The following is a 25,177-nucleotide window of genomic DNA, read 5'->3' on the forward strand; positions in this document are numbered from 1 at the left end:
TTTACAAACTAGATCGAACCAATTTTGAATTGGTTATGAAATACTTACAAAATTTTGCAGAATTAGCTCATAATATTCCACTTTAACAGAAAGTACTTAATAGGTTCTAATTGTAAACAGGAAATTATTCAATTCCTGGACTAACGTTCCTTAACAAATATGTATTTTTACTACCAAAACGTACCATCTGAAACTATTGATCTCTATATTATTGATTATCAACTTATCAGTAAGTGGTCAGGTATATAACATTCATATAAAAAGTTGGGGAGTAGAAGATGGGTTAAGTGACAGGCAGGTGAATAGTGTTTGTAAAGACCCGGCTGGTTTTATCTGGCTGTGCACCGCGAAGGGGCTAAATCGTTTCGACGGTTATAGCTTTAAAGTATATACTGCTGAGAAAAACAACCTTCCTTTTAATAACCTGGGCAGAATGATCCTGGATAACAATGGCTGTTGCTGGATAATGGGTTCAGATTTTTATCAGGACAAAGATAATAACCTTTTCATCTTTGATCCTCTCACGGGAAAATCGATATCCTTTAAAGAAAAAACGGGCTACAACGAAACATTTCGTTTCAACCTGTTGCAAAAGTTTAACGATACCACGCTCTTTGCCGGAAGCTCACATAAACCCTATTTTTTCACCTGGAGTGCCGGCGCCGGATTACATAAGATAAACTATCCAGTAAATGTTGTCCGTTGGTTAACGTGGAGCAATAATAATACTTTTTGGGTGTTAGATTCCGCTAATCTTTTCTGCGAAATAGATATACAGGGTAAGCTCCTGCGGCAGTGCAGGCATCAGGAAGACTCTTTATCCTGGCTACCTACCCAGGAAACAGGTAGCTACAACGTGACTAAATATATGCCAGGAAAACAAAATACCTGGAAACCAGTTACAGATGTGGACGTGCATCAAAATATTGCCAGGTTATGCATGTACACGATGAATGGACAATACCTGCCGTATAAGTTGCCTGGAAATTACGAAATCGGTGGTGTCATGTTAAACGATATAGTGGGTAAATTGGAGCCATTACATCGCACCTATAGTTCCACAATTTTTATTGTAAGTGACAATGAGGTATGGATCTCTTCCGGTTTCGGGCTGGATCATATCACTGTTACGAAAAATAAATTCCATAGGTATTTCTATGCTGAAGGGGACGAAATTGGTAATAACAGCTTCCGCACGCTCCTGGTAGATAGCAATAATTTATATGCCGTAAATGAAGCAAGAGGTCTATATGAGATCAACCTGTCAACAAAGGTTACGAAAAGATTTTCACCATTTGCAGAAAGTAATATGCGTCTTTTCTCGCTTACTAAACTGAGGGATGGCCGGTTATTAGGTTTGCGGGAAGATCAAATCTATATCCATGACAAAAAATGGTTGGTACCTCCGGGGCGGCAGACATCGAATCTGGAAACAACCTGGAAGATAACTCAGATTTCACAGGACAGTTTCCTGACCGGGGGCTGGCGGGGATTGAAATATTACAACCTTTTAAAACACAGATTTTCGGATTTTACAAAATATAATGGGTATAAAAGTTTGGCGGCATCTCTTGTTATCGATTTTGTAGATGATGATGGTGGACGCAAATGGATTTGCAGTAATTCCGGTCTATACGAATATGATTCAGCAAAAGGTATCGTCGCACGTTATTCATCAGCAGATACAGGCAGGTATTTTTTGCCTGTAGCAGATGTTCATCATATATACCATGATACGGGCGGTATTTACTGGCTGGCAGCTGCTAATGGGTTGTTAAAATGGGACAGGTTACATCACAAATATCGTCTCTTTACAGTAGCCGACGGACTTAGTAATAATAACATCTGCGCAGTATATGGTGATAATAGGGGCCGCCTCTGGTTGACCAGCGATTATGGATTGATAAGGTTTGATAAAACGAGCCTGCATGTAAAAACATATTTAACTGACGATGGTATTTCGGATAACGAATTTAACCGGTTATCACATACGCGGGATAAAACCGGGAACCTGTATCTGGGTACAATTAATGGTATAACCGTCTTTAACCCGGATGAGTTTGATGCTGATGACGACAAAATAACACGAATGCCACTGGAGGTTTCCTTCTTTGAGCAGTTTGATGGGGAAATAGGAAAACTGGTAGATAAAACGGCAGAACTAATACATACTTCCGCTATTACATTGCAGCCAGGCGACCGTTTCTTTAATCTTAATCTTGCATTGCTAACGTTCGACAATGCCAGGCAAAATATTTATTACTGGAAGATCAATGAAATAAGCTCCGGATGGATAAGTTTTAAAGAACCGGCACTTCAGTTAAGTAGTCTTCCATACGGCAAATTGACGCTTCATATAAAGGCACAGTCAGGTGAAGGTGAGTGGGCGGCAAATGAGTTATTATTCCAGATAGACGTTATCAAACCATTTTACCTGCGTACCTGGTTTATACTACTGGTACTGATCGTCACAGCTGGTATTATATTTATCGGATATAAGTGGCGCACTTATCGTTTCAGAAAAGAAAATATACGACTGGACAGTGTTGTGAAACAAAAGACAGCTGAATTGGAACAAACAATCAATCAACTAAAAATTTCCGGACAGCAAAAAGATGTATTATTGAAAGAAATACATCACCGGGTAAAAAATAACCTTCAGGTTGTCAGCACACTTTTGAGCCTGCAGCTTTCAACGGTATCAGATGAAAAGGCAAGACAATTGCTTGAAGAAAGTGTATCCCGTATCAGTTCGATATCCCTGGTCCATTTTCAGCTTTATCATAAAGATGATCTGACCGGAATAGAACTGGCGGGTTTTATTCATGAATTGCTTCAGCAAATAATACCGGTATATGCCAAACCCGGACAGCACATACATTTACAGAATGATGTTGCATCAACATGGTTGGATCTTGACACCGCCATTCCTCTGGGCCTTATATTAAATGAACTTATGACAAATTCATTTAAATATGCCTACGGAGATAATAAGGAAGGCTTCATGAAAATAATACTTGAACAGCAGGGTAGTACCTTCATGCTCCATTACTATGACAATGGTCCTGGATTACCGGACAATTACGATTTAAAAATCAATAAAAGTTTGGGTATGACACTTATCAGGAGCCTCACCCGTCAAATTGGAGGAAGCTTTTCCTATATAATGAAAGAGCGTTGCTTTTTGATAACATTCCTTGATACACACACACGAAAAAATATAGCTTAATATATTCTGGTCCTATGCAAAAGATAAAAATAGGTATAGTGGAAGATGAAATGATTATTGCGCTTGGTATTGCCAATACGCTCAAGGAACTAGGTTATGAAGTTACAGAACCTGCAGGAAACTATACGGAAGCGCTGCATATGATCGTTACGGAAAAACCGGATCTGCTTCTGATCGACATACAACTGAGCGGTTACAGAGATGGTATAGACCTGGCGGCCAGTATCCGCGCAGATGCCGGTATTCCATTTATATTTTTAACGGCCAATGCTGACCAGTCTACTGTAAAAAGGGCCAAAGATGTACATCCACAGGCTTACCTCGTAAAACCTTTTCGCAAAGATGATCTCTATACCGCAATAGAGTTATGTCTACATAATTATGCAACACCCGGATCAAAAAAAGAGGTAGCAGGAAACTACATAGTCAGAGATGCCATTTTTATAAAGCAAGGTGCATTGCTAAAAAAGGTCAGGATTGATGATATTCTGTATCTTGAAAGTGATAATGTCTATCTGAATGTCTATACCGTTGATGAGAAGCTGCTGGTGAGAAATACGCTGCAGGATTACATCTCATTAATAGGATTGCCATCATTTGTACGTGTGCATAGGAGTTATGCCGTCAATATAAATCATGTACAGGCAATCAACCCAGGATATCTCGTTATAAATAAAACGGAGATCCCCATAAGCAGATCACTCCGGGATAACCTGTTTAACCACCTCAAATTAGGGTAACCTGCTACCACCTTTTGTCCATTCACAATAGAAAATAAGCCATTCACAACAAAACCCGCGTTGTCTGCATCAAGTGCTGCAGTAATGTCATGCTGTATGGTAAATTGCGCCCATATTTAGCTGATAAAATTGGCGCCGGAATATATTTAAAAAACATCATTATGAAATCATTACTCCTATATCCGCTATTATTAGTATTGGTTTTCTTTTCCAATTGCAAAAAGGAGATCACACAGGTTGTACAGCCCAATATCACTATTTTAAAAACATTGCAGCCAGATGACTGGAAGTATGATGCAGCAAGTAATACTTACTATGTTGATATTCCCGTTCCTGAAATAGACGATCATGTAGTACAGACCAATGGAGTTCTCTCGTATATGACTTTCAATACGACTGATATCAGATATGAATCCCTGCCGGATGTACTGGATGGAAGTACCATTGTCTGTTTCTATGAGAAAGGTTTATATATTATTGAAATTCAGGGCTCTGATGGCAGCATGGTAGCCCCACCCAGCGCAGCCATAGGACTGAAAATAGTACTGGTCAATTCGGATATCCGGTAGATCTATGTATATTTTCGACCTGATTTGGCTATGGATAGGCACTGTGGGCGCTGTAACAATATTGTAACCTCACCTGGTTGTCCTGTCTGTCTGTATGTGTAATGGCCTGACGCACATTTTGCCATTTTTTGCGGGCATAGGGCACACTCCGGGTACCTTAACGGCTGCGGTAACTTTCCTTCCCTTATCGGTGTGGGTATCTATGGCTTGTTTTGGACTGCGACGCCTGCGCTATAGTATACTGTTCTGGCTCATATTCATGGGCCTGCAATTCCACATTATCCTACTCGGCTCCATAGAACTATTTAAAAGGTCTTATTGACAGCATACCATTAATAGCAATCTGAATATTGAATGGAGCATTTTTGTTGTTCGCTGCATGTATGACAGAAGGATGGAGATGCTCCTAAGAATTATAAATACAGAAAGAAACCGTCCCAAATTACTTTTGAGACGGCTTCTTCCGCTTTTGTGCCCAGTAGCGAATCATTTTCGAACCAGGTCAGTCTGATTCTTAGTAAGTTATTTCAGTGACGTTGATTGTAGGTTTAGAAATAAGTATCTCTCTACAGAGATTTATTCACTATGGCTAATTTCATATCATCTAATTCCCTAAGCCGTGCTTGTTTTTTCTCTAATTGAGAATTAAGGTTGGCTATTTTTTTATCCTGCCTTTTTACCTTATTGTCTGCATCCCTGGCATCCTGGGCATTGTTGTAAGCTTTGTTTGCTTTCTTTTTTGCGTTTTTCGCATCGCCTATGTCACCATTTGTAGCCCTCGATGCCTGTTTGCTACTTGCATCAGCACTGCTTTGCGCATCAGAATTTGCATCTCCGGCTTTGGTTTGATAACCAGGCATGTTATTTTGAGCAATGGTAAGTTTAGACGTAAGTTCGGCAATTTCATTGCTTACCGAAACATATTCTTGGTTCAACTTAACAGTATCTGAAGCGGTTTTATACTTTTGTGAAAAAACTGATGAGGCATAAAAAATCAGTAAGCTGGCGATTAGGAAAACTTTTGAATGTTTCATTGTTTGATATTTTTTTAGAATTGAAAATTAAAGTTCTAAAAATTCTTCTCCGTCCTGTATCCTTTTAATTGTTATAATATAGGTGCCTGGAAAATCTCCGTGGAGTGCATGAACATGAGCACTCTCCGTAAGTGCATGTTCAAAATAGTAAAAGGAGCTTTGTCCGGAATCATTCCGATATCTTACTCCTTTGCAATATCTGTAATGGTGGGTATTTCACGTTTTACGAGGGAAGTGAGTACCATATAGGCATGATATTGCTATAATCGAAAGAAATATCCACAGCCTTTCGATGTAAAGAATACTTTTTACGCTACTTAAAGATTAATGAAGGCAGTAGTAAGAATTGAAATTAGTGTGTCGGAGAAGTTGGAGTTGTTACTATTGCTATTGAATACATGTAAGGTACACTATTAAAATGGATAGTGAGGAATTTGTTTCAATATACCAAGCTAATCAGTCGCCGTCTCTTCCCCGTTGGGTCATGAGTGAAAACATTTTTAGATCTGCCATTAAAGATGTGCCCAATTCTCCGTTGGTCTGAGTAAAGTGCGTAATTCCCCGGTTGACCAGTCGTTCATCTATTTTGAGGAATTCTTCTATGCATATGATTACTTGCATTACGGAGATCTGATTATTCCGAATACTCTCATTTAAAATTTAAGTAGTACTTTACCAAAGGGTTTGTCTTCTATCAAATAACGTTGTGCCGCAGCTACCTTTTCGGCGTCGAAAATTTTAGCGACATGCGGTTTTAATTTGCCACTTTCAAATAATGGCATTAACTGGTTCCAAATTTGCTTTTGAGCGATATGATTAAACCAGCCATTAAGGCTTTGTCCACGCATTTGCAAGCCTTTCCATACGAAATCCGTAATATTGGCGTTGAAGGTAGTGCCTGCGGAATATCCAATAGCTACCAGAATACCATTACGACTTAACGAGTGTACTGCGTCCCCGGTTAGGTTGCCACCAAGGCTATCAATTACTATATCTACACCCTTACCATCCGTTAGTCTTGCAACACCCTCACTGATTTTTTCCTTTGACAGGTCAATAATGTTTTCGAATCCGAGGGAGCCTGCCAATTCTGCTTTTGCTGTGGAACCGGCTGTAGTAATAACTAGTGAAGCACCATGCGCTTTGGCTAGTTGAATGCCTGCGTTACCAACACCGCCGCCTACTGCTAATGAAAGAATGCTTTTCCCTGGCTGAAAATCCGCCTTATTTAAGCAAGCCTGTGCTGAAAAGAAGCTTACAGGAAACGCGGCCGCCTGCTCATCTGATATATGCTCTGAGATTGGGATCAGTTCTTCTGGTTTTACTACAAGATATTCCTGCCATACACCATCAACATATATTCCCCGAATCTGGCCATCAGCTGTAAAGCAAGATACGATTACTCTGGTTCCGGCAGATAGCTCATCATTACCTTTGACAATAATACCAACAGCTTCATTTCCGAGTATCGCTGGTGAGCGTCTGGCAGGGAGCCGTCCACTCCGAACGGAATCATCAACAGCGTTGACAGCTGCATATATAATCTTCACGAGTATGTGCCCTTCAATGTGCGTTGGTTGGGATCTATCCATCCAGGACAATACGTCGTATGGTCCTGGATTTGTGAATTCGATTGTTTTCATTATTGGTGCTGTTAAATGGATATGGCTAAACTATCAATGCAAATGTAAGATTTCAGAGGTGTTTTAGAAATGTATCAAACACGGAGAATTGTGGATGATACAATGAATTATATGGATGGATCGTATCAGGGGGAAATGATATCGTTGGGGGAATCACCAGGAAGTATAAAAGAAGATAATAGAATATCGGATTGCGAAATATGAGTGGTAAGTTATAATGGAGGTGGTACGGCAATCAGAAAAGCGCTCATCAACCTCGGCGATGGCTTTTGCATCTACTACGGAATTTATGATGACAATATTAAAAAGCGAAAGGTCGGAGACTCCGATCTTTCCGCTTTTGTGCCCACTATTGGAATAAAATCGAACCATTTTGTACAGATTATCAATGCTTTATCAATATTTTAATCGTGTTTTCCGTAATAGGACGGACGAAAATATCTTAGATATAAGTGTGAGTAAGAGTGTAGCCGCCGGGCAATTTACACATGTTTTATCTGAACTTGTTTTGGCTGACTGTGAGAGACAATGTAGAGCAACGTATCGATGCTCATTTAGATGCGGAGCTACCAACTTAGTAGCTGCGGTTGATGTTGTTGGATCTATCCGCAAGTATCCTGATGTACTGTTACGCAGTTTTTCGTACTCTTATGCAGATAGTCAACTGCTTAATGGGTTTGCCCAGCCCCTTTTACTTTGGTTTTTTCGAGTTTAGCATCAGCAAATGCTTTATATTAGGGTATAATACCACCTATGATAAAAAGCTTGTTTTTCCTTGCGGCGCTGCTGCTGTCTATGATAATCGATATTTCAGCTCAATCTCACGTTGCTACGACGGGGTCTTTTTGCAGATATGCCAAAAACAGCCTGAGGAATAAAAATGTGTATGCAGAAGGTCATACGCAATGCCCAGCATGTGATGCAGAGGATGCAAAAGAAGCTGTTGCCCGAAAGGCGGAAGACAAGCGTCGCACGGACGTGAGAGCTGCGGAACAGGCCGCAAAGGCCCTGGCGGAGAAACAGGCACAGGAAACAGCACTTAAAAACAAAAGGGCCGCGGATAAAGGCGTTACAGAACTCGCGGTAACAATGCCCGCCAATAAAGCAAACACGGCAACTCCCACTAAGAAGGCATCCGTTTCAGTAACTGGAATGGCTGTAGGTTGCTTATATGACGACGCCGAAACGGATAATCATTCGGTATCTGATATGATTTTTGACATTAACCAGGGTGAGCGCAATAACCGGGTTTATAAATTGTACAGAGACATCAATTACTTCGTGCTTAACAACAGGAAAATCCTGGACAATGATGAATTCAAAGTTTGTATCGGTGCAAGAAGACCTAGTCTGGATCCGGAAAACCGTGACAAATTTCCACCAGGTATCGGCATCGCTATCTTAAACGAAACAGCAGACAATCATGTAATTTCCGATCTGGTAGACGCTACCGGAAAGCGATTGCTGAATGATGACAAGATCTCTACGATCCTTCACTTTTCCGGGGACTATTTTATATTGCTGGAAGGAAAGTCTTTTGGACGAGGTGCCGCCCCGCATGCTTCTTATGACTTTTCTAACGGTGCAATATATAATTACAAAACCAAACGGCGGTACGAACTGCAGCCTTTTCAGTCGGCTAACCGCAGGCATGTTCAAGTGGGCTGGGTAGTGAATGGCACTTATATGGATAAAAAGAAGCTCCGCGATAAATCTACTTATGATGCTTTTTTTGAAGTGATTACCGGCTATGATGCCAGTATGATATACTATATTACCAAAGAGGGCAAACTGGAAGCTGATGAAATTAGTAAGTAAATTAAAAAAGTGACACCTTGAAATATCTTTTCCTTCCGATAATATTGTTCGTTAATATCTTTTCTGTACAGGCGCAAAGGTTAGCTTACGAGCGTGCCGATCACTATACAAAAGTACTAAGCAGCTACCAGATGGATGGCAATAATATCACCTATACTATCCGCGGTTCAAAATATGAATTCAGCTATCCTGAAACCAGTTTCAAGATAGCTTTTTATAACCAACTGGCTACTCATGCCGTATACGCCAAATATGGCGGGAGGGAGGTGCTTTTCCTGACGGATAGCATCAACATGGCGAAAGTGAAAGGAGTTACCCGGCACGAAATGAGCGATGAGGTAATTATCGTCAGGATACATCTAGAAAGAGGTGCATCGTCAATTATCCGCGATATCGAAGACGGAAAAGTAGTGTCAAGTATAAAAATAGAACATGTCGACGTATACTTTAAAAACGGCTCCACGCTGGGTGGGTTTATCAGCACCCTTTATCGGCTGTGTTTTGAAATGAAGGTAGCGCAAGGCACGATTACTCAGGCAGAGGTGGATGCACAAAACCACGACTGGGGTATGACGCCGGAAAAGTTCATCAAGAAATATCCGAATTCGATTTTTAACATGGAGGCTGAACAGATTATAGAAAAAAGGGCGAAAGCGCAAGGAGAGTAAAGAAACACGAGCCCAGAGTAGATCTTGACAATCCTAAAAGTAAAAGGTCGGAGACTTCTCCGACCTTTTACTTTTAGTGCCCAGTAGTGAATCGTTTTCGAACCAAGTATTACTGATTATGAGAGCTTTAGTTTCATCAAAACATGTGAATCAGAACAAATGAAAAATGTCAGCATATAACATTTTTATTTATGATATTTATCCAAAGAATTGAATTTGGTATGGAAGCTAATGACAGCAAGTTCTCAAAAGAGATAATTGATAAGTTTCATGAGATTTACAATGGTAACAATGATAATCTAAAAAAGATTCCTCCGATCTTTCTGGAAATGGGTGGGTTACATGGATATGTTAAAATTGACTAAAGCAGAATTAGGCTTAGGTTTGATAGATTCAATTTCGCTACTGGAAATCCCAGATGTAGTTATATGATAACTTGATGTTTATTAAACAAAAGCGACAGAGATAATATCTACGGCGTTTGTCGTTACGTGCCAGCATACCCTATTGGGCACAATAATGTTGCTTAGTAGATCTTCCGTTAATTTCTGTAAAGAAAGGATTTAAGGGCGATTGATGTTATTATCTGTCTCATGAAGAAAATCAACCCAGCTATTGATCAGATAGCTGGAAAATACCCACTACTTGGTATTTTCTAAGAAAGCTAAGAACCTTATTTTTATTACTGTTAGATCTAACACTAGATTTGAATTGCAACAGCTTATTGTTCCTAGTAGTCATTCTTATAATATCTTATTATGGAAGACATAAAAACAGCATCCGGTCCACCGATGGGTACTCCTATATCTCAATCCTCAAAGAATGAATTTCTTAAAGAGGAATATATACATCTACGTTCGGAGGTTATTTCCAGACTTGAAGAATTATGGAAGTTGGAAAAATTTGGTTTTGGGGGGGCTGCGGCACTAGCTGCTTGGATAATGACTAATAAAGTTACTACAGATGCTGCATCGTGGTTGCCTTTTCTTTTTCTGCTCGTATGCTCTATCCGATTTGCCTCGGGCATGTATCATCTAGGATTTCGTTTAAGTAAATATATTTCTACTACAGAAAAGAATTTTTTAGGTGAAAAGGGTGGATGGGAAACATGGTTTGGCAGACAAACAGTAAATGAGACGGTTGCTTATAGCCTTGCCTGGATAGTCGCTTTGGTTATCTCGTTAGCGTTTGCGAAAATAGCTCCCCAAATAGATAGCCACGGATTTAAAGCAGTTAAAGTAGTCTCCAATTCGACAAGTTCTCGACTTGGTTCGTCACAAATCGAACCATTTTCAAATTAATTATAAATGACTTATTCAGGATCTTAAATTGGCCTGAAATAGAAAATCCGCTATTAGAGCGGATTTTCTATTTTTTGTGCCCAGTAGCGGAACGTTTTCGATTGCGCTGTGCAAAGTCCGTGAGGTGGGGATTTTTTTAGATGAAACACCTCGAAATTACCCGACAGGTAGTCAATCCTGTCCGACAAGATCTAGTCAACCATCGGAAGCGAGTCTTGCGTAGTCGTCAGAGATGATGGCACGAAGCGTAGACAGCGACTGCTGACGGTATGCTATTGAGCCTCGAAACTGTCCTGGACGTTGAAGCTTTAGTTGTTCGAAAAGCTCAGGCAACATCAAACCTGCGTTATAGACGAGTGGGGCGATTCGACCGGGGTCTGAGAACATATCAAAGGCAGACTGGGGTGATACGGGAACACAGGAGAGCCTAACGTCTCCAAACGGAAGTCGGTTTATAGGATTGACCGAACAATAACAATCCAGGCTTACAGGGTTTATATCGTCACCTTATTAAGCGCTAAGAAAAGACGATATCGGGAGGTATCCGAACCGAGAGAAATTGAAGGTAAGGAGAAGGACGAAGGCAGTCTTAGCATCCTCATAGTACCGTTAGAAGGGTGGGAAATCAGCTCTATGAAAGCCACTCAGTAGGGAAGGGGGATGTTTGTTTACGAAACTATCATCTTAGCAACACTAAATGTACCAGAGACATGAACGAAGTGTTAACAGTAGAGATGCAGATAGCGACCCGGGCAAGGAAGTATCCGGGAGAAGCGCTGACTAACCTACATGATTTTATTGACATCAGACTATTGCATGACTGCTTCGATTCCCTGAATAAGAAGGGTGCAAGCGGAGTAGATGCGGAGAAATGGACTGATTACAATAAACAAAGAAATGAGAGAATCCCAGAATTATTGACAGCTTTTAGAAGCGGCAAATACCGAGCCCCCAATATCCGGCGGGTATTTATACCCAAAGGAGATGGGAAGCTGCGGCCGTTAGGTCTTCCAACAATGGAAGACAAACTGCTACAGACGGCTGTGTCGCGTATACTGACACCGATATATGAAGGGATATTCTATCATGAATCGTATGGATTTAGGCCGGGCAAATCCCAACGCCAGGCAGTAGAAGAACTGTCCAGAGAAGTGAGCATGAACCGGATGCGTTATATTATAGACGCAGACATGCAAAACTACTTTGGTAGCATCAATCATGGCTACCTGCGTGAGTTCCTTGACCTGAAGATAAAAGATGGTGTGATAAGGAAAATGATAGACAAATGGCTGAAGGCAGGTATACTGGAGAACGGTCAGGTAGTGTATCCCACGGAAGGTACTCCTCAGGGCGGTAGTATATCTCCGTTACTGAGTACATTTACCTGCACTATGTACTGGATACCTGGTTCAAAGATCAAATCCAGCGATTACTAAAGGATGACAGCTTTATGATCCGTTTTGCAGATGACTATCTGCTGGGGTTTACCAATAAGGAAGATGCATTACGAGTGATGGAAGTATTACCCAAACGATTAAGTAAATACGGGCTGACCCTTCACCCAGAAAAGACCAGGTTAATAGATCTGGATGATGATGGAGAAGATCATCCCCGTACGACGTTTGACTTTTTAGGTTTTACTCACTACATAAGTAAAAGCCGAAATGGAAAACGTATCCTTAAGCGCAAAACAAGCAGTAAGAAACTGAATGCGGCTTTGAAACGGCTGAATGACTGGATCAAGTTCTACAGACACAAGCAACCCATGGCTGAGCTTATAGAAGCACTGAACCAGAAGCTACGCGGCCATTACGCCTATTATGGTATAACATTCAATATCAGGAAGCTACATACGTACTATAACCGGACTAAATGTTTGCTCTATAAATGGCTAAACCATCGCGGAGGTAAGCGTGTCTGGACATGGGAAAAGATAAGAAAGCTAACTATGGAATGGATACCCCTTATAAGACCCAAGGTCTATCACAGTTATCAATTAGCGAAGCCGTAGACAGAGGAACCGTGTGCAGGAAAGCTGCTCGCACGGGTCTGTGGGGGAGCGGGGAGGTAACGATCCGCTCTACCCGGAACCGGCTGGTGTTGATATTTAATAAGTTAGAATCATTAAACTTGAAAGTCTAATGTAATACAGCATTTCCAGCTATTTTAGTGTTGATGTTTGGGGGAGACTCAAAAGAAAAACTATCAGAGCATATCTTGGAAACTGTTCATATATTGTCTTGATCGCGTAGCGTGTATAAGCTATGATCTCTTAGGTTATACGAAGGGTGATTTCTTGCGTCCGCATATCTTCCAAGGATCGCATAACGATAAAATGACGTTAGCGTAGCTTTATGCGTTGATTTGTAGCCTCCAGTTGTTCCTTAATAAGAGTATTTATCATTAACGTTTTGTTAACAATAATGCCAGTGAAATGCTGTTTTTTTGTTCAGCCTGAAGTAGTCATCTCCCAAGAAAGTTGTGTAAAACATATTATATAAACGTCTTATTATTCAGGGACAGTGATCTTTTAAATGAAAATATGCAGAGATGAGGTATACATTGATTTTAGATATAGAGAGGTGGAAAACGTAAAGTATGAATAAATATGTTTTGCTTGTATCAACTAGAGGCTTATAACGGTGTATTATCAACAATTTTTAGGATCCGGAAAATATATTAAAAGAATATGAAATTTATACCTAAATGTATAAAGACATCGGATATATCAATGTTTTTTTTATAATTTAATCACGTACACAATACAAACTTATTATAATAATAAGTACACTATAGTCAATGGCATCCGGAACTATTGTCTAAGAACAGATTAAGACAAGAGAATATGAACGAATGATGAGTTTCTTGAATTCCTCCAGAACTAGCGCACTAAAAATGAATACATTATTATTTATTTATATTAAATTGGATTATTAAGAATAACTCTTTACTGAGTTTTATGAATCCTTTTATACTGTAGGTATCGATGATAAATTTCAAAGAGATAAACACTTCACACAGATGGGAGCAGTTTGCGGAAGCGTTCTTTAAAGATCGTGGCGCAGTGGTTATTCAAAAGGCTGCTCTTGGGCAGGATGGCGGTGCCGACTTAATTATTGAAGAAGAAGTTATGATTGGCAATAATCCGCAGCGATTGAGAATATTGGTAAGCTGCAAGTTCCATTTCAGTAGCTCAATTGGCATTTCAATAGAAAATGATATTCTAGACAGAGTGGTATCCAAACATTGTAATGCGTTTTACGGTTTTTATTCGACTAATTATACATCTGGCCTTCAGGTAAAACTGGATGGATTAATTACCAATTCAAGCAGACAATTGCTTGCATATACCCTATTTGATGACTTTGAAATTGAGAGCTATCTAAAAAATAATCTAGATAACAACCTTTTTCGGAACTATTTTGAAACCTCATATAAAGAGTTTATTGGAAACATAAGAAAGCGCATTGAGGAAAATACAAATTTCAAGAAACTCTCTCTGGAAGATATTAGAGATAAAAAAGATGGCTATCCGCAACAATATTATTCAGGCGAACCACCAAATTGGAGTATAATAAAGAAACATACATTCCAAAGGGATATATTCACTAGTATTATCTCTACTCTAGATAAAAGTAGAATTGCTTTAGTTACTGGTGCAGGAGGGGAAGGAAAAAGTACTCTCTTAATGCAAATTGGATCTTACTATTTAGATAAGAAGTATCAAGTTTATTACTCCTTTGAGGGCGTTTCAAATATCGATATATTAGAAATTCAGTTTGACAAAGGAAAAGAATACCTGATAATTATTGATCAGGCTAGCTACATTGAGAACTTATATGATTTTATTAAAGGAGTTAAATTAAAACGAAATATAAAGCTTGTACTTGGTAGTCGGAAAAATGAATGGATTAAGTATCTAGAGAATTCAACTCATTCGAAGGATCTGCAATTGCTTATAGGTAAGGATGAATATTCCCTTTCGACTTTAAGTATGCAAGAAGTCAAACAGCTTGGGATCCTCCTTCGAAAGGAAAAAATGATGCATCAAGACGTTAGTGAGGCATTTGAAGTAAAAATGCAGAACGAGTCCCAAAGGGCATTTTTATTGGCAACCATGATATTAGCCACAAAAGGTCAGAAATTCGAATACTATATTGCGGATGTAATCAATAATATCAGAAGATGGGAAAACGGATTTTTGACGCTTAAAGCAATATCCTTTATAGTTGCCATAGAAATTCTTCATAAAAGCCATCCTAACATACCCTTGTGCTCTGATACATTACTCCTACGTCTGATGGAAGTAAATCAAAACGAATTTCAGTTAATAAAAAGGCATCTAGCAGCAGAAGCTTTTTTTCAACAGAATGCGGGGCGATTCATTCACACTCGTAATCCTTTGATCGCTGAGATTTACTTTCAACATCTGTTGGGTTCTGAGCTTCCAGTCCTTTCATTAAATGATGTGTATACTTCTATTATTTATGAATGTGCAATGCAAAATCAAGCAGCGAATAAGCCAATTATTGCTGCAATTCCGCCATTTTTAAGGAAACTTGGTAATAATGAGTTAGCATTAGAGCTAGTTAGGATGGCGATATCCCATCGACTGGTTTTCAAATCTTATTTAATTTTCGTTGATGATCTTGTGAAGAGTAACAATATTGGTGATTATTATAAATTTTCAGCGCGTTGGTTATGTAAAAGAATTTCGGAAATAAATCCGCGAATAGCTGAAAACTATTCAAAATGGACCGACATCGAATTAGAGCATGGAGCAGTAGGTAGTTTTGAGAATGAAAATACCGTTCGCTGGATATTTAAACAAGCATTTAACCAAGAGGTCAAAAATGGCGAATTATTCTCTAAATGGGCACGATTAGAAGTCCAGGAAAACAATCTAGGAGATGTAAATATCGATCATGAATTTTCAGCAAGATGGATATATTATTATGCATTCAAACGTAAAATGGGTCCGCAAGTTTTGCAGAATTGGGCATCGGTAGAGATTGACAATAATAACATTGGTGAGTTGAATTTTGCTCCTGAATATTCAGCGAGGTGGATTTTTAAGCATATGGTGGAACGATATCCTATTTCAAATACATACAACGCCTGGGCTGACCTCGAAATTCGTTGCAGAAATTTTGGAGATATTGATTTCAAGTCTGCTTACTCAGCAAGATGGCTCCTACGAAAAAGTATGGAAGTTGATCCTCATCGTGTTAACTATTTGACTTGGGCAAAAATGGAAATTGCGCTTGGTAATATTGGCAGCCAGGATGGGGGAGCAAAGTACTCAGCTCGATGGATTCTAAGGAAAGCATTTGATCTGAATGTAACTTTTGATTCAATAGCGATTTTCTTAGCAAAGTTGGAATATAGCGTAGGGTATGTAGGTAGGTTAGGTGAAGTAGGAAGATATTCTGCTAGATGGATTCTACAAGAAAGTATAGACAGAATAATAAGTTCCGAAAGGAAAGGCCCTTTATTAATTTATTGGGCGAGACTTGAGGCCAATCAGGGTAATTATGGATCTTATGATACGCGGCATTCAGCATTAAACATCTTGAAAAGATGCTATGATGAGAATCTATGCAACATAACTGGTTTTTTAGTTTGGTCTGCAATTCAGTTTTACTTGAATGTTTCGGAATTCGAACAATTTTCTCCTCGAAACTTGTTCGAGATGGCAAGGGGAAATAAATCTCAGGCTTTTTATTTGAAGAAAACTTTTACTACCTATGAGCAATGGAAGTTATACTTGGCAGAAGTTGATAAAAGCCTAGTTTTTCAAAACGCCAGTATATATGTTAGTCCTCAAGCCATTAGCTCATCGCTCTAGTTTAGTTTGATGTCGTTTTAATTGACTGTTACTTAAATTGAGAAGTGGTATTAGCATAACATCTAACAAGATAGGTTGTGTCGTATTCTGCTAATTTAAACAGACGGATATAATATGGTATAGTTCAATCTGAAGCGAGGCTCTTCATTACGAGTAATTGTATCTGACCAATTTAGTAAGTAAATGGAAGTGGTGAATGTGAATATTTCTCTTGAGCGAGCATTTTGCCAAATTGGGAGAAACAATTTGAATGCGATAGCGAATCGTTTTTAATCAGGCGGCGATAACTTTGAACAATAACAGGATTTTTCTCAAGGATTTATTAACGCAGCGTAATGTCTAAAGCAAATTCTAGATATTCCTGACTAAATCCAATATCCAGAGTGTGACGAAGCCAGTAATTGTAACAATGAGATTTTTGTCTCTGTAGTTAGTTTATATGATTAATTGTGAACCCAAGTGGAAAAATACGGTAGAAAATTCGACTAGTGCTAAAGCAAGAAATTGAAAATATATGATGAACTTATTTATACCACCTTGACGTTTAAGAAAAACTTCCTAAATTGAGTATCTGATAATTGTTTTCAATTCGGAATGCAAGTTCGAGAGTAATTTTAACTCATATCCCAGATAGCCGCATATATTTATTTTATAACATCTCAATTGCCATTAAGATTACCCATATACTTATAGAGCATATAATAAATCCACTATGTTAAAGATTAGCTTTTTAGAAGCACTAAATGGAGACTGTATTCTAATTAAACTGATGCCCAGCGATGCCCCGTATAAAAATATTCTTATAGACGGCGGGGTTAGTGCTACCTATAATTTCCGAAATTCAAGGGGTAGAACTGAAGATGGCGCTCTTGCAACCCTTATTGATCAGTTAAGGTTAGAAAATCAAAGAATAGATTTATTGGTCTTAACCCATATCGATGATGACCACATTGATGGTATTTTACAATGGTTTAAAACAGATCCAGATGCGCACAATATGATCGGTGAGGTATGGTTCAATTCTGGAAGGTTGATTGCAGAATACTTACAAGAACAAGAGAATACAGCATTAAACCACATAATAAATCTACCTAATGACTCAACAGATACAAGCGTTCAGCAAGGAGTCGTATTTGGGCAATACATTGGTGAAAAAGGGATTTGGAGAAGAGAGATTATCATTCAAGGAAAAGATATAGAATGGCATAATGCAAAATTTCAATTTCTCTCGCCCAATATTGTAAATCTACAGAAACTGCTGAAATTCTGGAAAAAAGACGACCCAGGATTAAATACAAGTAGGACAAGTGATTATCATCATTCTATTGAGTATTTAATTACTCATGACTCATTCGAAGAAGATGAAAGAGAGCCTAACGGCAGCTCAATTGCATTCATTATGCACTTTGAAGGACGTCGATATTTATTCCTTGGTGACTCCCATCCCTCTGTAATTGAAGAAGGACTGAGACAGCGACAAATAACGACTCAGAATCCGATCTCTGTGGAATTGGTAAAACTGTCTCATCACGGAAGCAAGGGAAATACCAATAAGGAATTACTGTCACTCATTCATAGTAATCACTACATCATCAGTACCAACGGCAATATACACGGACATCCTGATAAGCAATTATTGGCAAGGTTGATAAAAGAAAAGGTCGGCTGCCAGATTTATTTTAATTATCCAGAAAGATCTCTCAAAATCTTCCAGCCAGAAGATTATGCTTTTTTGCCGTTCACAATAAATGCTTCAAAATCAGAATTTGTTTTCTCAAATGGCAATTGATCAAATAATAGAACATGTTGTATGTATAAATGGTGGAAGTGGAGTCCTTTTCCAACCTTCATGCGAGGAAACAACCTACATACTTACTTGCGACCACGTTGTTAAAAAAAATGAATTAGGATATAGCTTGCCTGTTGCGAAGGTTTTAATGTATGATCAGATCTCGGGAAATTTTACTAAGAGTCATGAAATACCTTTACATGAAAACTTAAACTATTTCAGAGATGAAAAATTAGATCTCGCTATAATCAAAATTCCAAAAGTTAATGTAAATACGGACTTAGTTTGCATTGAAGAGTTCGAAAAGTACGATGGTAATATACATCTCTGTGGATTTCCTAACAATCGACGTGTTGGAAATATACCACTAATAAGAGTCGATTCAAAAATTACTTTATTTCCTGGAAATAATTCGGGAAAGAGAGAAGGAAGAATCCCTGGCAACTTACGGCATGAAGATATTGAGGGCCAATCTGGAGGAGCTATTTACTGTTTGGAGGGAGGCCGTGTTCGCCTTATTGGTATTCAGAATAAAGTTGTCGTTAAAAATGAAGAATTGGGGCGAATACTCTTTACTCCTATTAAGGATTTTAAAGACATTGTAGTATCGGCGGCTGGAAAGCTGGAAGCCATTGAACCTTATTACCTTAAGAACTTTGCACATTTACTTTCAGATATTTTCAATCTAGCAGAAGAACGTGTGACACGGGAAGCCAGGAAAAAAATGATTTTTGTCTTGGAGAGTATTGCAAACAGAATTATATCAGCGAACATAACACCGAAAACAATTTTGCGTTCAATAGAAAAAAAATTTTTACTCCTTCATAATCAACAACTCGACAGCCTTAATGCTAAGAAATTATGGTGCTTCTGGTTAGAAATGCTTGTAATTATTCAAGTAGCTACTAATAAAGAGTATAAGGATGGATCTTTGAACGATTTGTTTAGAAAATTCAGATTGTTTTATTCAGATACTAATAGTGATTTTTTTCTAAAGCATCTAGAAGACCTTTGTCGCACAGATTACGAAGGATTAGATAATGATGGACTGGTTATTGTAGCTAGTAACGCACCTTTATCAATTAAACCGTTTTTAGAGCTTGAAGACATTGTTCAAGATATATCGATTGCGGAAATAAAAGATGAGATTGAATTTAGTAATCAACAATTAAAAATAGACAATCCCAAGCCATTCGCTCTATATGCTTATAAATTCATTAACATATCGGCATTTAAAGACTACACATTGGCAAAAAATTATTCCAACTTAAAAGAAATAAGCCTTCATTCAGTTTTAGAAGAATTATTTAGAATTTATGGAACATACATTAATAGATAATCAAACAAGGGATCAGTTTATTTCTCATTTTGGAAATCTTGAATTAGCATATCAGAAAATCTCCCTGGGAAGAGGATCTGCCCATGCCTTTTCTGTAACATTAGATAACGTAAGTACTTTAGGAGAAATTTGGCAGAATATTTCGAATTTCATTGCCATGCATTTCCAGACAAAAATCAGTGATAATTTTGGAAAATACAATTTCTATTTATTTTATATAGTACTAGGAAATATAAGCAACGAACTAAAGTATAAAATTGAGAATAATACCTTTTCCAGCAGAAAAATTATTGTTACAGAAAAAGAAGTACTGAGCTCTTTGGTCAATTCTCATATCCTAAATAATGATCTAACAATCAGTCATGATGTTGCTGTTGTAGTTGATTCATTTCGGAAAAATGAGCAATTATGGAATATGCTACAAGGTAGAGTCCTAAAAGGTATAAGGGTTACAAATGCGGCCACTGATACCTATAATGAATTATTGAAACTTAAAAAAGAAGACCAAGATGAAATTCAAGAAGATTGAGATATCAGCATTTAGAATATATGATAACCCGAAAGACGCGACTTTTGATTTTTCACTTTCGGACAACGGAGTGGCTGATTTTGTATCCATATATGCTCCAAATGGATTTGGTAAAACTTCTTTTTATGACGCTGTAGAATGGTGTATGACTAATAATATTCAACGATTCTGGCAAAATAAAGAAATTACTGAGGGTGCAATTAATGCACAAAATAACTTTCATGATGGTCAATTGAAAATATATCAAAACATTGATTCCAAATTGGAAACATTTGTTAATATTTTAGATGAAAACGACACATCAATTCAAAGGATACTAAATACGAGAGCAAAATCTGACGCCAAATATGTTAAAGAACCCGAAAGAAGAAATTTCAGTACTGTAATTCTTTCTCAGGAATGGGTTTCCGCATTTCTGAAAGAAACTAATGGAGTAGAACGATATAAAATATTTATGTCAAATCCTGAATTACAAAACTTGGCAGAATACTTCAAGAATCTAAAGGTATTAGTAGGACAATGCAATAAAAATATTTCTAGTTTTGAGTATAATGTAGCGAATCGGGAACGAGATATTTTAAACGATCAGAATAGTAATCTATTAGACTCGATTAGCTCAACAATCTCAGTATTGGAATCTATGGGTCAAGTTGTTGCGCACCCATCTCTGGACATGGATGAACTGCAAGTACTGGAATTTAAGAACAGTATTACAAACGCTAAAAGCCAGATTAAAACAGGCTCTCTTGTACAACAAATCGCAGATTTACAGATAGCAAAGGCAGGTAGTGACGGAATAGCTGGTGTCGATCAATATTATGACCTTATCACTACTCGCTCACATCTAAACAAAGAACTAGAAAATTTACATTTTCTAGTCGAACAATACAAAAAACTAGATACATTTCAGATTGAACGAGAATCCTTCGATGAACATAGACGGAAAACATTGATATCAAAGGAAGAACTGCTAACCTTGCGATCAATATTCCCAGAGTATAAGCAGGTAGAAATATTACTTTCAACAAAACAATCCAGCTTACGTGATCTTGAGTTAGAAAGAAGCCGTTTACAATCAATTCATAGTAATCAAAAGCAGATTTTCAACGATGAAAAGGGGAAAATAGATATACTATCCAAGAGAGTAGAGGCAATCAACGCGACTATTCTAGATGTTCCCAATATAGAATTAGATATTAATATTTCGTTTGAACATTTAGCATTTTTCTATTTTGGTGTAGAACAGATAGATGCACAAATCTTCGCCATATCATTAGTTAATGTGCAGCTCTTGAATGAAGTTCAAGAGTACAAAGAAATTTTAGAAACGTTTATTAAAAATGGTGAATTCGAAAGAATAAATAGATCATTGATTGGCCAATCTGATAGTCATAGACTAGATGTCCTTATTGAGTTGAAGAAGAACCATCACGATATTACTCAAGCTTTAGAGATAGTAGATCAAAGGATTGTTGAATTCGAATCAATGAATTCACTATTGAAAGAGGTGCTTTCTAAAGGATTAGACCTGATAAATGAGAATAAATTAAGTGACTGTCCTTTATGCAGCCAAACGTATAATTCATATTCAACGCTATTAGAAAAAGTAACAACTAATAAGCTGATTGAAGAAACAATTTCCAATTTGTGGTCTGAACAGGCGTTATTAAAACAAAAACTGGAAAACAATAGTAAAGTAATAGCCGAAAATATTCAGTTTATAAATAGTTATATTGGTCAACGATCAACAGTGCTGTCGTCTTTTATTGAAAGTAATAGTAATCAAATCTCTAACTTAGAGTTAGACCAGCGCGTTATTAATTCACTTATCAATGAAACTATAACTATCATTATTAATAATAGGTTAAAATTGGACAATAAAACGCCTGATGCCTTTGTAGCCTATTTAACCACCTCATTAATTGAATTATCCCAAACTGTAAACGATTCAAAAAAAATGAGAGATGACATTTATAAAGAGTTAGGGGTAACTGAAATAGAATTAGGAATTAATCAAAACAAGATCAGTCGAATAGAAAAAGAAGTGGAAGATCTAAAAGGGAATAATAGCTACAAATCGATTTCGAATTGGTTCTTTTTTGAAGAACCACAAAAAGAAATATCAGAACAAATACTTATTGATAGGATTGTAGTGATTGAATCTTCATTTATTAATTATGACAATAAATTAAAAACTACTGAGGATAGCATAAAAATACTCAACCTGCAACTTGAGTCAATTTCACGTGAAAATACCATTAAAACCCAAAATCAGTCAGAAGAACAACTTCTTCTGACTAATAATATCATTAAACGATATATAGAGTTCTTAAATTCGAGCCTCGATATATTAAATATACCTGAAATAAAACAGGACTTGATAACAATATTAGATACAAAAATTCACGAAAGGCAGGAAGAACTTGCTCGTGCAAAACTCATAAATGATCAGTTTTTGAAACTGGAAACTTATACTGAAAACTTGATGCCATTTTTACGCATCGCCAAGCTAAAGGAGCAAAACCGTGTTGATAACGCGGAAATTAAGGTGATTAATAAAATGAAAGCGGAGTTGGAAGATGAATGGCGTAAAGTAAAAGAAGAGCTTGATGGTAAATTGAAACAGTTTTTTTATCTCGATTTAATCAATACTATCTACAATAAAATTGATCCTCACCCTACACTAAAAAAAGTTGATTTTCACGTAGATCTGGATGCAGAAGACCCTAAGCTGGATATTTTCGTTAAGGACGACTCTATTGACGTAGAGAAACCGTATGTGCCAAATCTCTATTTTAGTACAGCACAAATCAATATTCTCAGTCTTAGTATCTTCCTAGCGTCTGCTTTGAATTCTAAGGAATATAAGTGTATTTTTATCGACGATCCTATTCAGAGCCTGGACACTATCAATATACTTTCAACCATTGACTTGCTTAGAAGTATTGTGATTAATCACGGGAGGCAAATTATACTCTCCACCCACGATGAAAACTTTCACAAGCTACTTGCCAGGAAAATTCCTTCGGATTTCTTCAAATCGAAATTCATAGAATTAGAGAGTTTTGGAAAGGTAAAAAAGAGCTTTGAAGACATCAGTCAGTAAGATGTTGACTCGAGTATTTTTTCTTTAATTAAAGTTTCTGTGTTAAAAGTCAGAATACTGTTAGAACAATAATAGAGAGCCACCAGGTCTGCTAGGGGAATTTTAATAAGTTCTATAGCTTTGTCTCCAGGAAATCTAAACAGCTCATTGTAAACATCCAAAGCGCTGATAGTTTCATGATGCTGGTTGAATTGGTTACGCAAATGAATCAATTCTTCCTGCATTTCTACATCCATTTTTTTGACGTCTAAGGAGCCTAAGAAAGTGTCAAATGCTTTATGAAGCTCCACCAGTTTATATTCTGCACAGAGACTATTTTTGAAATCAGTACTATTAAAATTCTCTAAATCCCAAACAAAGGATTTTAAGGACAATTCAATCGCATGTCTTATCAGAAACAACAATGGTATATAACAATTTTGTAGACTAATTGATTCGTTAAGAATTCCCTCCAACAAAATTTCAATTATATAGTCATATTGAAATCGTAAATGCCAATACTGCAGTTCATGGGTCACTTTAAAATTTAAGTCCCAATCTTTATGGAGTTTAAGCGTTGGACAAATTGGCTCTGCTTTATATATGCCAGCATTTACAATTTGCTCATAAATGCTGAAATACTCGGTAGTTTCAATAACCTTCGTCGAATTAAAATATGTTGACTTGGTACAAGGGTCGACGTGATAGCGATAACAATGACCATTTTGGTCTTGATTAATAATTTCGATTAACCGCTGTATTTCTTTTGGCACATCTTTTCCTAATTCATCAATTATCTCAGCAACGTTAGCGCTATAAGGAATAGTCTTTCCCTTTCTGTATAACTCTCCTTTCAATTGTAACTCTAAAGTATGTCGCATTAAGAACAAAATCGCTTTCCCATGTGGGCTATATGGATAGGGCATATCAAACACTGCCTGCATTGTTTGATAAATTACATACGCGTATGATGCATAATAGTCATTCCAGGAAAGATTGGCATTAAGTGAAGAGAGATCCAATTTCGACTGTATAGTAGGGTCAGCAAAATCTATTTTTCTAAGAAGCATTTGGGTTCTTATTTAAAATTAGAGATAGTAATCAGGTCGTTTGTACTACAAAATAAATCCATTAATACGCAGTCTAAATGCGTACCGGATAAATAAATACGAATATTTTTAGACTATTTGATTACTAATCTCTAGAGGATAGAGGATACCACGCCATTGTATTTTTGTAAAAATCTTCCCGCCTACTCCTTTTTAAACGGTTGCCAGAACCACATCAACAATTTTATCTCTAAGTACCTCCAACGTGTTCGTAGTCAATATCATTTGTTGCGATTATGACATTTTCAGTGTTAATGATCCTGAGCATATGATCCAATACATCAAAAGAAATGATAGTAGGAATGGTTAATAGTGAATCTCACATAAGGTTCACTATTTGATTTGCAATACGAATTTATTAGAAAGCTTAACTGTTTGTCTAAGTTATGATTCGAGCTGTTATATAACAAGGCGTGCAATCGACCAGAAATAAGTTTACAAAGATTTCAATGATCCTGAATTTAGTTTACGACTGA

The 25,177-nt window shown here is 37.5% G+C and carries 17 protein-coding genes; 13 read left to right on the forward strand and 4 right to left on the reverse strand.

Annotated features, from left to right (window positions below; translation table 11 throughout):
• The first annotated feature begins 211 nt into the window (after positions 1 to 211).
• From BMZ72_RS31675 to BMZ72_RS31685, 3 genes are all read left to right on the forward strand, one after another.
• Positions 212 to 3,229: a sensor histidine kinase gene (locus BMZ72_RS31675; protein ID WP_089814705.1), complete on the forward strand. Its 3,018-nt coding sequence runs from the start codon at positions 212 to 214 to the stop codon at positions 3,227 to 3,229.
• Between the two features lie 14 nt (positions 3,230 to 3,243).
• The gene (locus tag BMZ72_RS31680; RefSeq protein WP_089814707.1) at positions 3,244 to 3,969 is read left to right on the forward strand and encodes a LytR/AlgR family response regulator transcription factor; all 726 of its coding nucleotides are present in this window, start codon (positions 3,244 to 3,246) and stop codon (positions 3,967 to 3,969) included.
• Between the two features lie 161 nt (positions 3,970 to 4,130).
• The gene (locus BMZ72_RS31685) at positions 4,131 to 4,538 is read left to right on the forward strand and encodes a hypothetical protein (protein WP_143087837.1); all 408 of its coding nucleotides are present in this window, start codon (positions 4,131 to 4,133) and stop codon (positions 4,536 to 4,538) included.
• A 566-nt stretch (positions 4,539 to 5,104) separates the two neighbouring features.
• Here the strand turns inward: BMZ72_RS31685 and BMZ72_RS31690 are convergent.
• The 3 genes from BMZ72_RS31690 to BMZ72_RS31695 all read right to left on the reverse strand — a co-directional run bounded on the left by BMZ72_RS31690 (position 5,105) and on the right by BMZ72_RS31695 (position 7,215).
• Entirely contained in the window at positions 5,105 to 5,572 is a 468-nt protein-coding gene (locus BMZ72_RS31690; RefSeq protein WP_089814710.1) for a hypothetical protein, read from the reverse strand.
• Between the two features lie 456 nt (positions 5,573 to 6,028).
• Positions 6,029 to 6,193: a hypothetical protein gene (locus BMZ72_RS36740; protein ID WP_177222991.1), complete on the reverse strand. Its 165-nt coding sequence runs from the start codon at positions 6,191 to 6,193 to the stop codon at positions 6,029 to 6,031.
• A gap of 32 nt (positions 6,194 to 6,225) precedes the next feature.
• Entirely contained in the window at positions 6,226 to 7,215 is a 990-nt protein-coding gene (locus tag BMZ72_RS31695) for a quinone oxidoreductase family protein (RefSeq protein ID WP_089814712.1), read from the reverse strand.
• 753 nt (positions 7,216 to 7,968) lie between these two features.
• Between BMZ72_RS31695 and BMZ72_RS31700 the strand changes: the two genes are divergently transcribed.
• The 10 genes from BMZ72_RS31700 (at position 7,969) to BMZ72_RS31740 (ending at position 23,613) form a co-directional block, all read left to right on the forward strand.
• Positions 7,969 to 9,033, forward strand: a complete 1,065-nt coding sequence (locus BMZ72_RS31700; protein WP_089814715.1) for a hypothetical protein — start codon at positions 7,969 to 7,971, stop codon at positions 9,031 to 9,033.
• 17 nt (positions 9,034 to 9,050) lie between these two features.
• Positions 9,051 to 9,701 carry a hypothetical protein gene (locus tag BMZ72_RS31705; protein WP_143087838.1) on the forward strand — a complete coding sequence of 217 codons (651 nt, stop codon included), beginning with the start codon at positions 9,051 to 9,053 and terminating at the stop codon, positions 9,699 to 9,701.
• A 758-nt stretch (positions 9,702 to 10,459) separates the two neighbouring features.
• Complete coding sequence (locus BMZ72_RS31710) at positions 10,460 to 11,002, forward strand: hypothetical protein (protein WP_089814720.1); 543 nt, start codon at positions 10,460 to 10,462, stop codon at positions 11,000 to 11,002.
• 710 nt (positions 11,003 to 11,712) lie between these two features.
• The gene (locus BMZ72_RS36865; protein ID WP_218155307.1) at positions 11,713 to 12,438 is read left to right on the forward strand and encodes a reverse transcriptase domain-containing protein; all 726 of its coding nucleotides are present in this window, start codon (positions 11,713 to 11,715) and stop codon (positions 12,436 to 12,438) included.
• Positions 12,439 to 12,452: 14 nt separating this feature from the next.
• Positions 12,453 to 13,013 (forward strand): reverse transcriptase domain-containing protein, encoded by a 561-nt coding sequence (locus BMZ72_RS36870; protein WP_218155308.1) that lies wholly within the window; start codon positions 12,453 to 12,455, stop codon positions 13,011 to 13,013.
• Between the two features lie 975 nt (positions 13,014 to 13,988).
• Positions 13,989 to 16,850, forward strand: a complete 2,862-nt coding sequence (locus tag BMZ72_RS31720) for a P-loop NTPase (RefSeq protein WP_089814722.1) — start codon at positions 13,989 to 13,991, stop codon at positions 16,848 to 16,850.
• A gap of 712 nt (positions 16,851 to 17,562) precedes the next feature.
• Positions 17,563 to 18,639, forward strand: a complete 1,077-nt coding sequence (locus BMZ72_RS31725) for a ComEC/Rec2 family competence protein (protein ID WP_089814724.1) — start codon at positions 17,563 to 17,565, stop codon at positions 18,637 to 18,639.
• Positions 18,629 to 19,978, forward strand: coding sequence for an ABC-three component system protein (locus BMZ72_RS31730; protein WP_089814726.1), 1,350 nt, complete (start codon positions 18,629 to 18,631; stop codon positions 19,976 to 19,978). Before BMZ72_RS31725 ends, BMZ72_RS31730 begins: the two co-directional genes overlap by 11 nt.
• A complete protein-coding gene (locus tag BMZ72_RS31735; RefSeq protein ID WP_089814728.1) occupies positions 19,956 to 20,507 on the forward strand; it encodes an ABC-three component system middle component 1 in 552 nt (183 codons plus the stop codon). Before BMZ72_RS31730 ends, BMZ72_RS31735 begins: the two co-directional genes overlap by 23 nt.
• Positions 20,488 to 23,613: an AAA family ATPase gene (locus BMZ72_RS31740; protein WP_089814730.1), complete on the forward strand. Its 3,126-nt coding sequence runs from the start codon at positions 20,488 to 20,490 to the stop codon at positions 23,611 to 23,613. Before BMZ72_RS31735 ends, BMZ72_RS31740 begins: the two co-directional genes overlap by 20 nt.
• Here BMZ72_RS31740 and BMZ72_RS31745 read toward each other — a convergent pair.
• On the reverse strand, positions 23,607 to 24,662 hold the full coding sequence (locus BMZ72_RS31745) for a hypothetical protein (RefSeq protein WP_089814732.1): 1,056 nt from the start codon (positions 24,660 to 24,662) through the stop codon (positions 23,607 to 23,609). The two genes, BMZ72_RS31740 and BMZ72_RS31745, sit on opposite strands and share 7 nt — an antisense overlap.
• Between the last annotated feature and the right edge of the window lie 515 nt (positions 24,663 to 25,177).

Origin of the sequence: Chitinophaga sp. YR627 (assembly GCF_900114995.1) — a bacterium.
Taxonomy (GTDB): Bacteria; Bacteroidota; Bacteroidia; order Chitinophagales; family Chitinophagaceae; genus Chitinophaga.

Coding starts and splice junctions, on each gene's coding strand:
- BMZ72_RS31680 (WP_089814707.1), top strand. CDS start 3,244: ATGCAAAAGATAAAAATAGGTATAGTGGAAGATGAAATGATTATTGCG.
- BMZ72_RS31685 (WP_143087837.1), top strand. CDS start 4,131: ATGAAATCATTACTCCTATATCCGCTATTATTAGTATTGGTTTTCTTT.
- BMZ72_RS31690 (WP_089814710.1), bottom strand. CDS start 5,572: ATGAAACATTCAAAAGTTTTCCTAATCGCCAGCTTACTGATTTTTTAT.
- BMZ72_RS36740 (WP_177222991.1), bottom strand. CDS start 6,193: ATGCAAGTAATCATATGCATAGAAGAATTCCTCAAAATAGATGAACGA.
- BMZ72_RS31695 (WP_089814712.1), bottom strand. CDS start 7,215: ATGAAAACAATCGAATTCACAAATCCAGGACCATACGACGTATTGTCC.
- BMZ72_RS31700 (WP_089814715.1), top strand. CDS start 7,969: ATGATAAAAAGCTTGTTTTTCCTTGCGGCGCTGCTGCTGTCTATGATA.
- BMZ72_RS31710 (WP_089814720.1), top strand. CDS start 10,460: ATGGAAGACATAAAAACAGCATCCGGTCCACCGATGGGTACTCCTATA.
- BMZ72_RS36865 (WP_218155307.1), top strand. CDS start 11,713: ATGAACGAAGTGTTAACAGTAGAGATGCAGATAGCGACCCGGGCAAGG.
- BMZ72_RS36870 (WP_218155308.1), top strand. CDS start 12,453: ATGATCCGTTTTGCAGATGACTATCTGCTGGGGTTTACCAATAAGGAA.
- BMZ72_RS31720 (WP_089814722.1), top strand. CDS start 13,989: ATGATAAATTTCAAAGAGATAAACACTTCACACAGATGGGAGCAGTTT.
- BMZ72_RS31725 (WP_089814724.1), top strand. CDS start 17,563: ATGTTAAAGATTAGCTTTTTAGAAGCACTAAATGGAGACTGTATTCTA.
- BMZ72_RS31730 (WP_089814726.1), top strand. CDS start 18,629: ATGGCAATTGATCAAATAATAGAACATGTTGTATGTATAAATGGTGGA.
- BMZ72_RS31735 (WP_089814728.1), top strand. CDS start 19,956: ATGGAACATACATTAATAGATAATCAAACAAGGGATCAGTTTATTTCT.
- BMZ72_RS31740 (WP_089814730.1), top strand. CDS start 20,488: ATGAAATTCAAGAAGATTGAGATATCAGCATTTAGAATATATGATAAC.
- BMZ72_RS31745 (WP_089814732.1), bottom strand. CDS start 24,662: ATGCTTCTTAGAAAAATAGATTTTGCTGACCCTACTATACAGTCGAAA.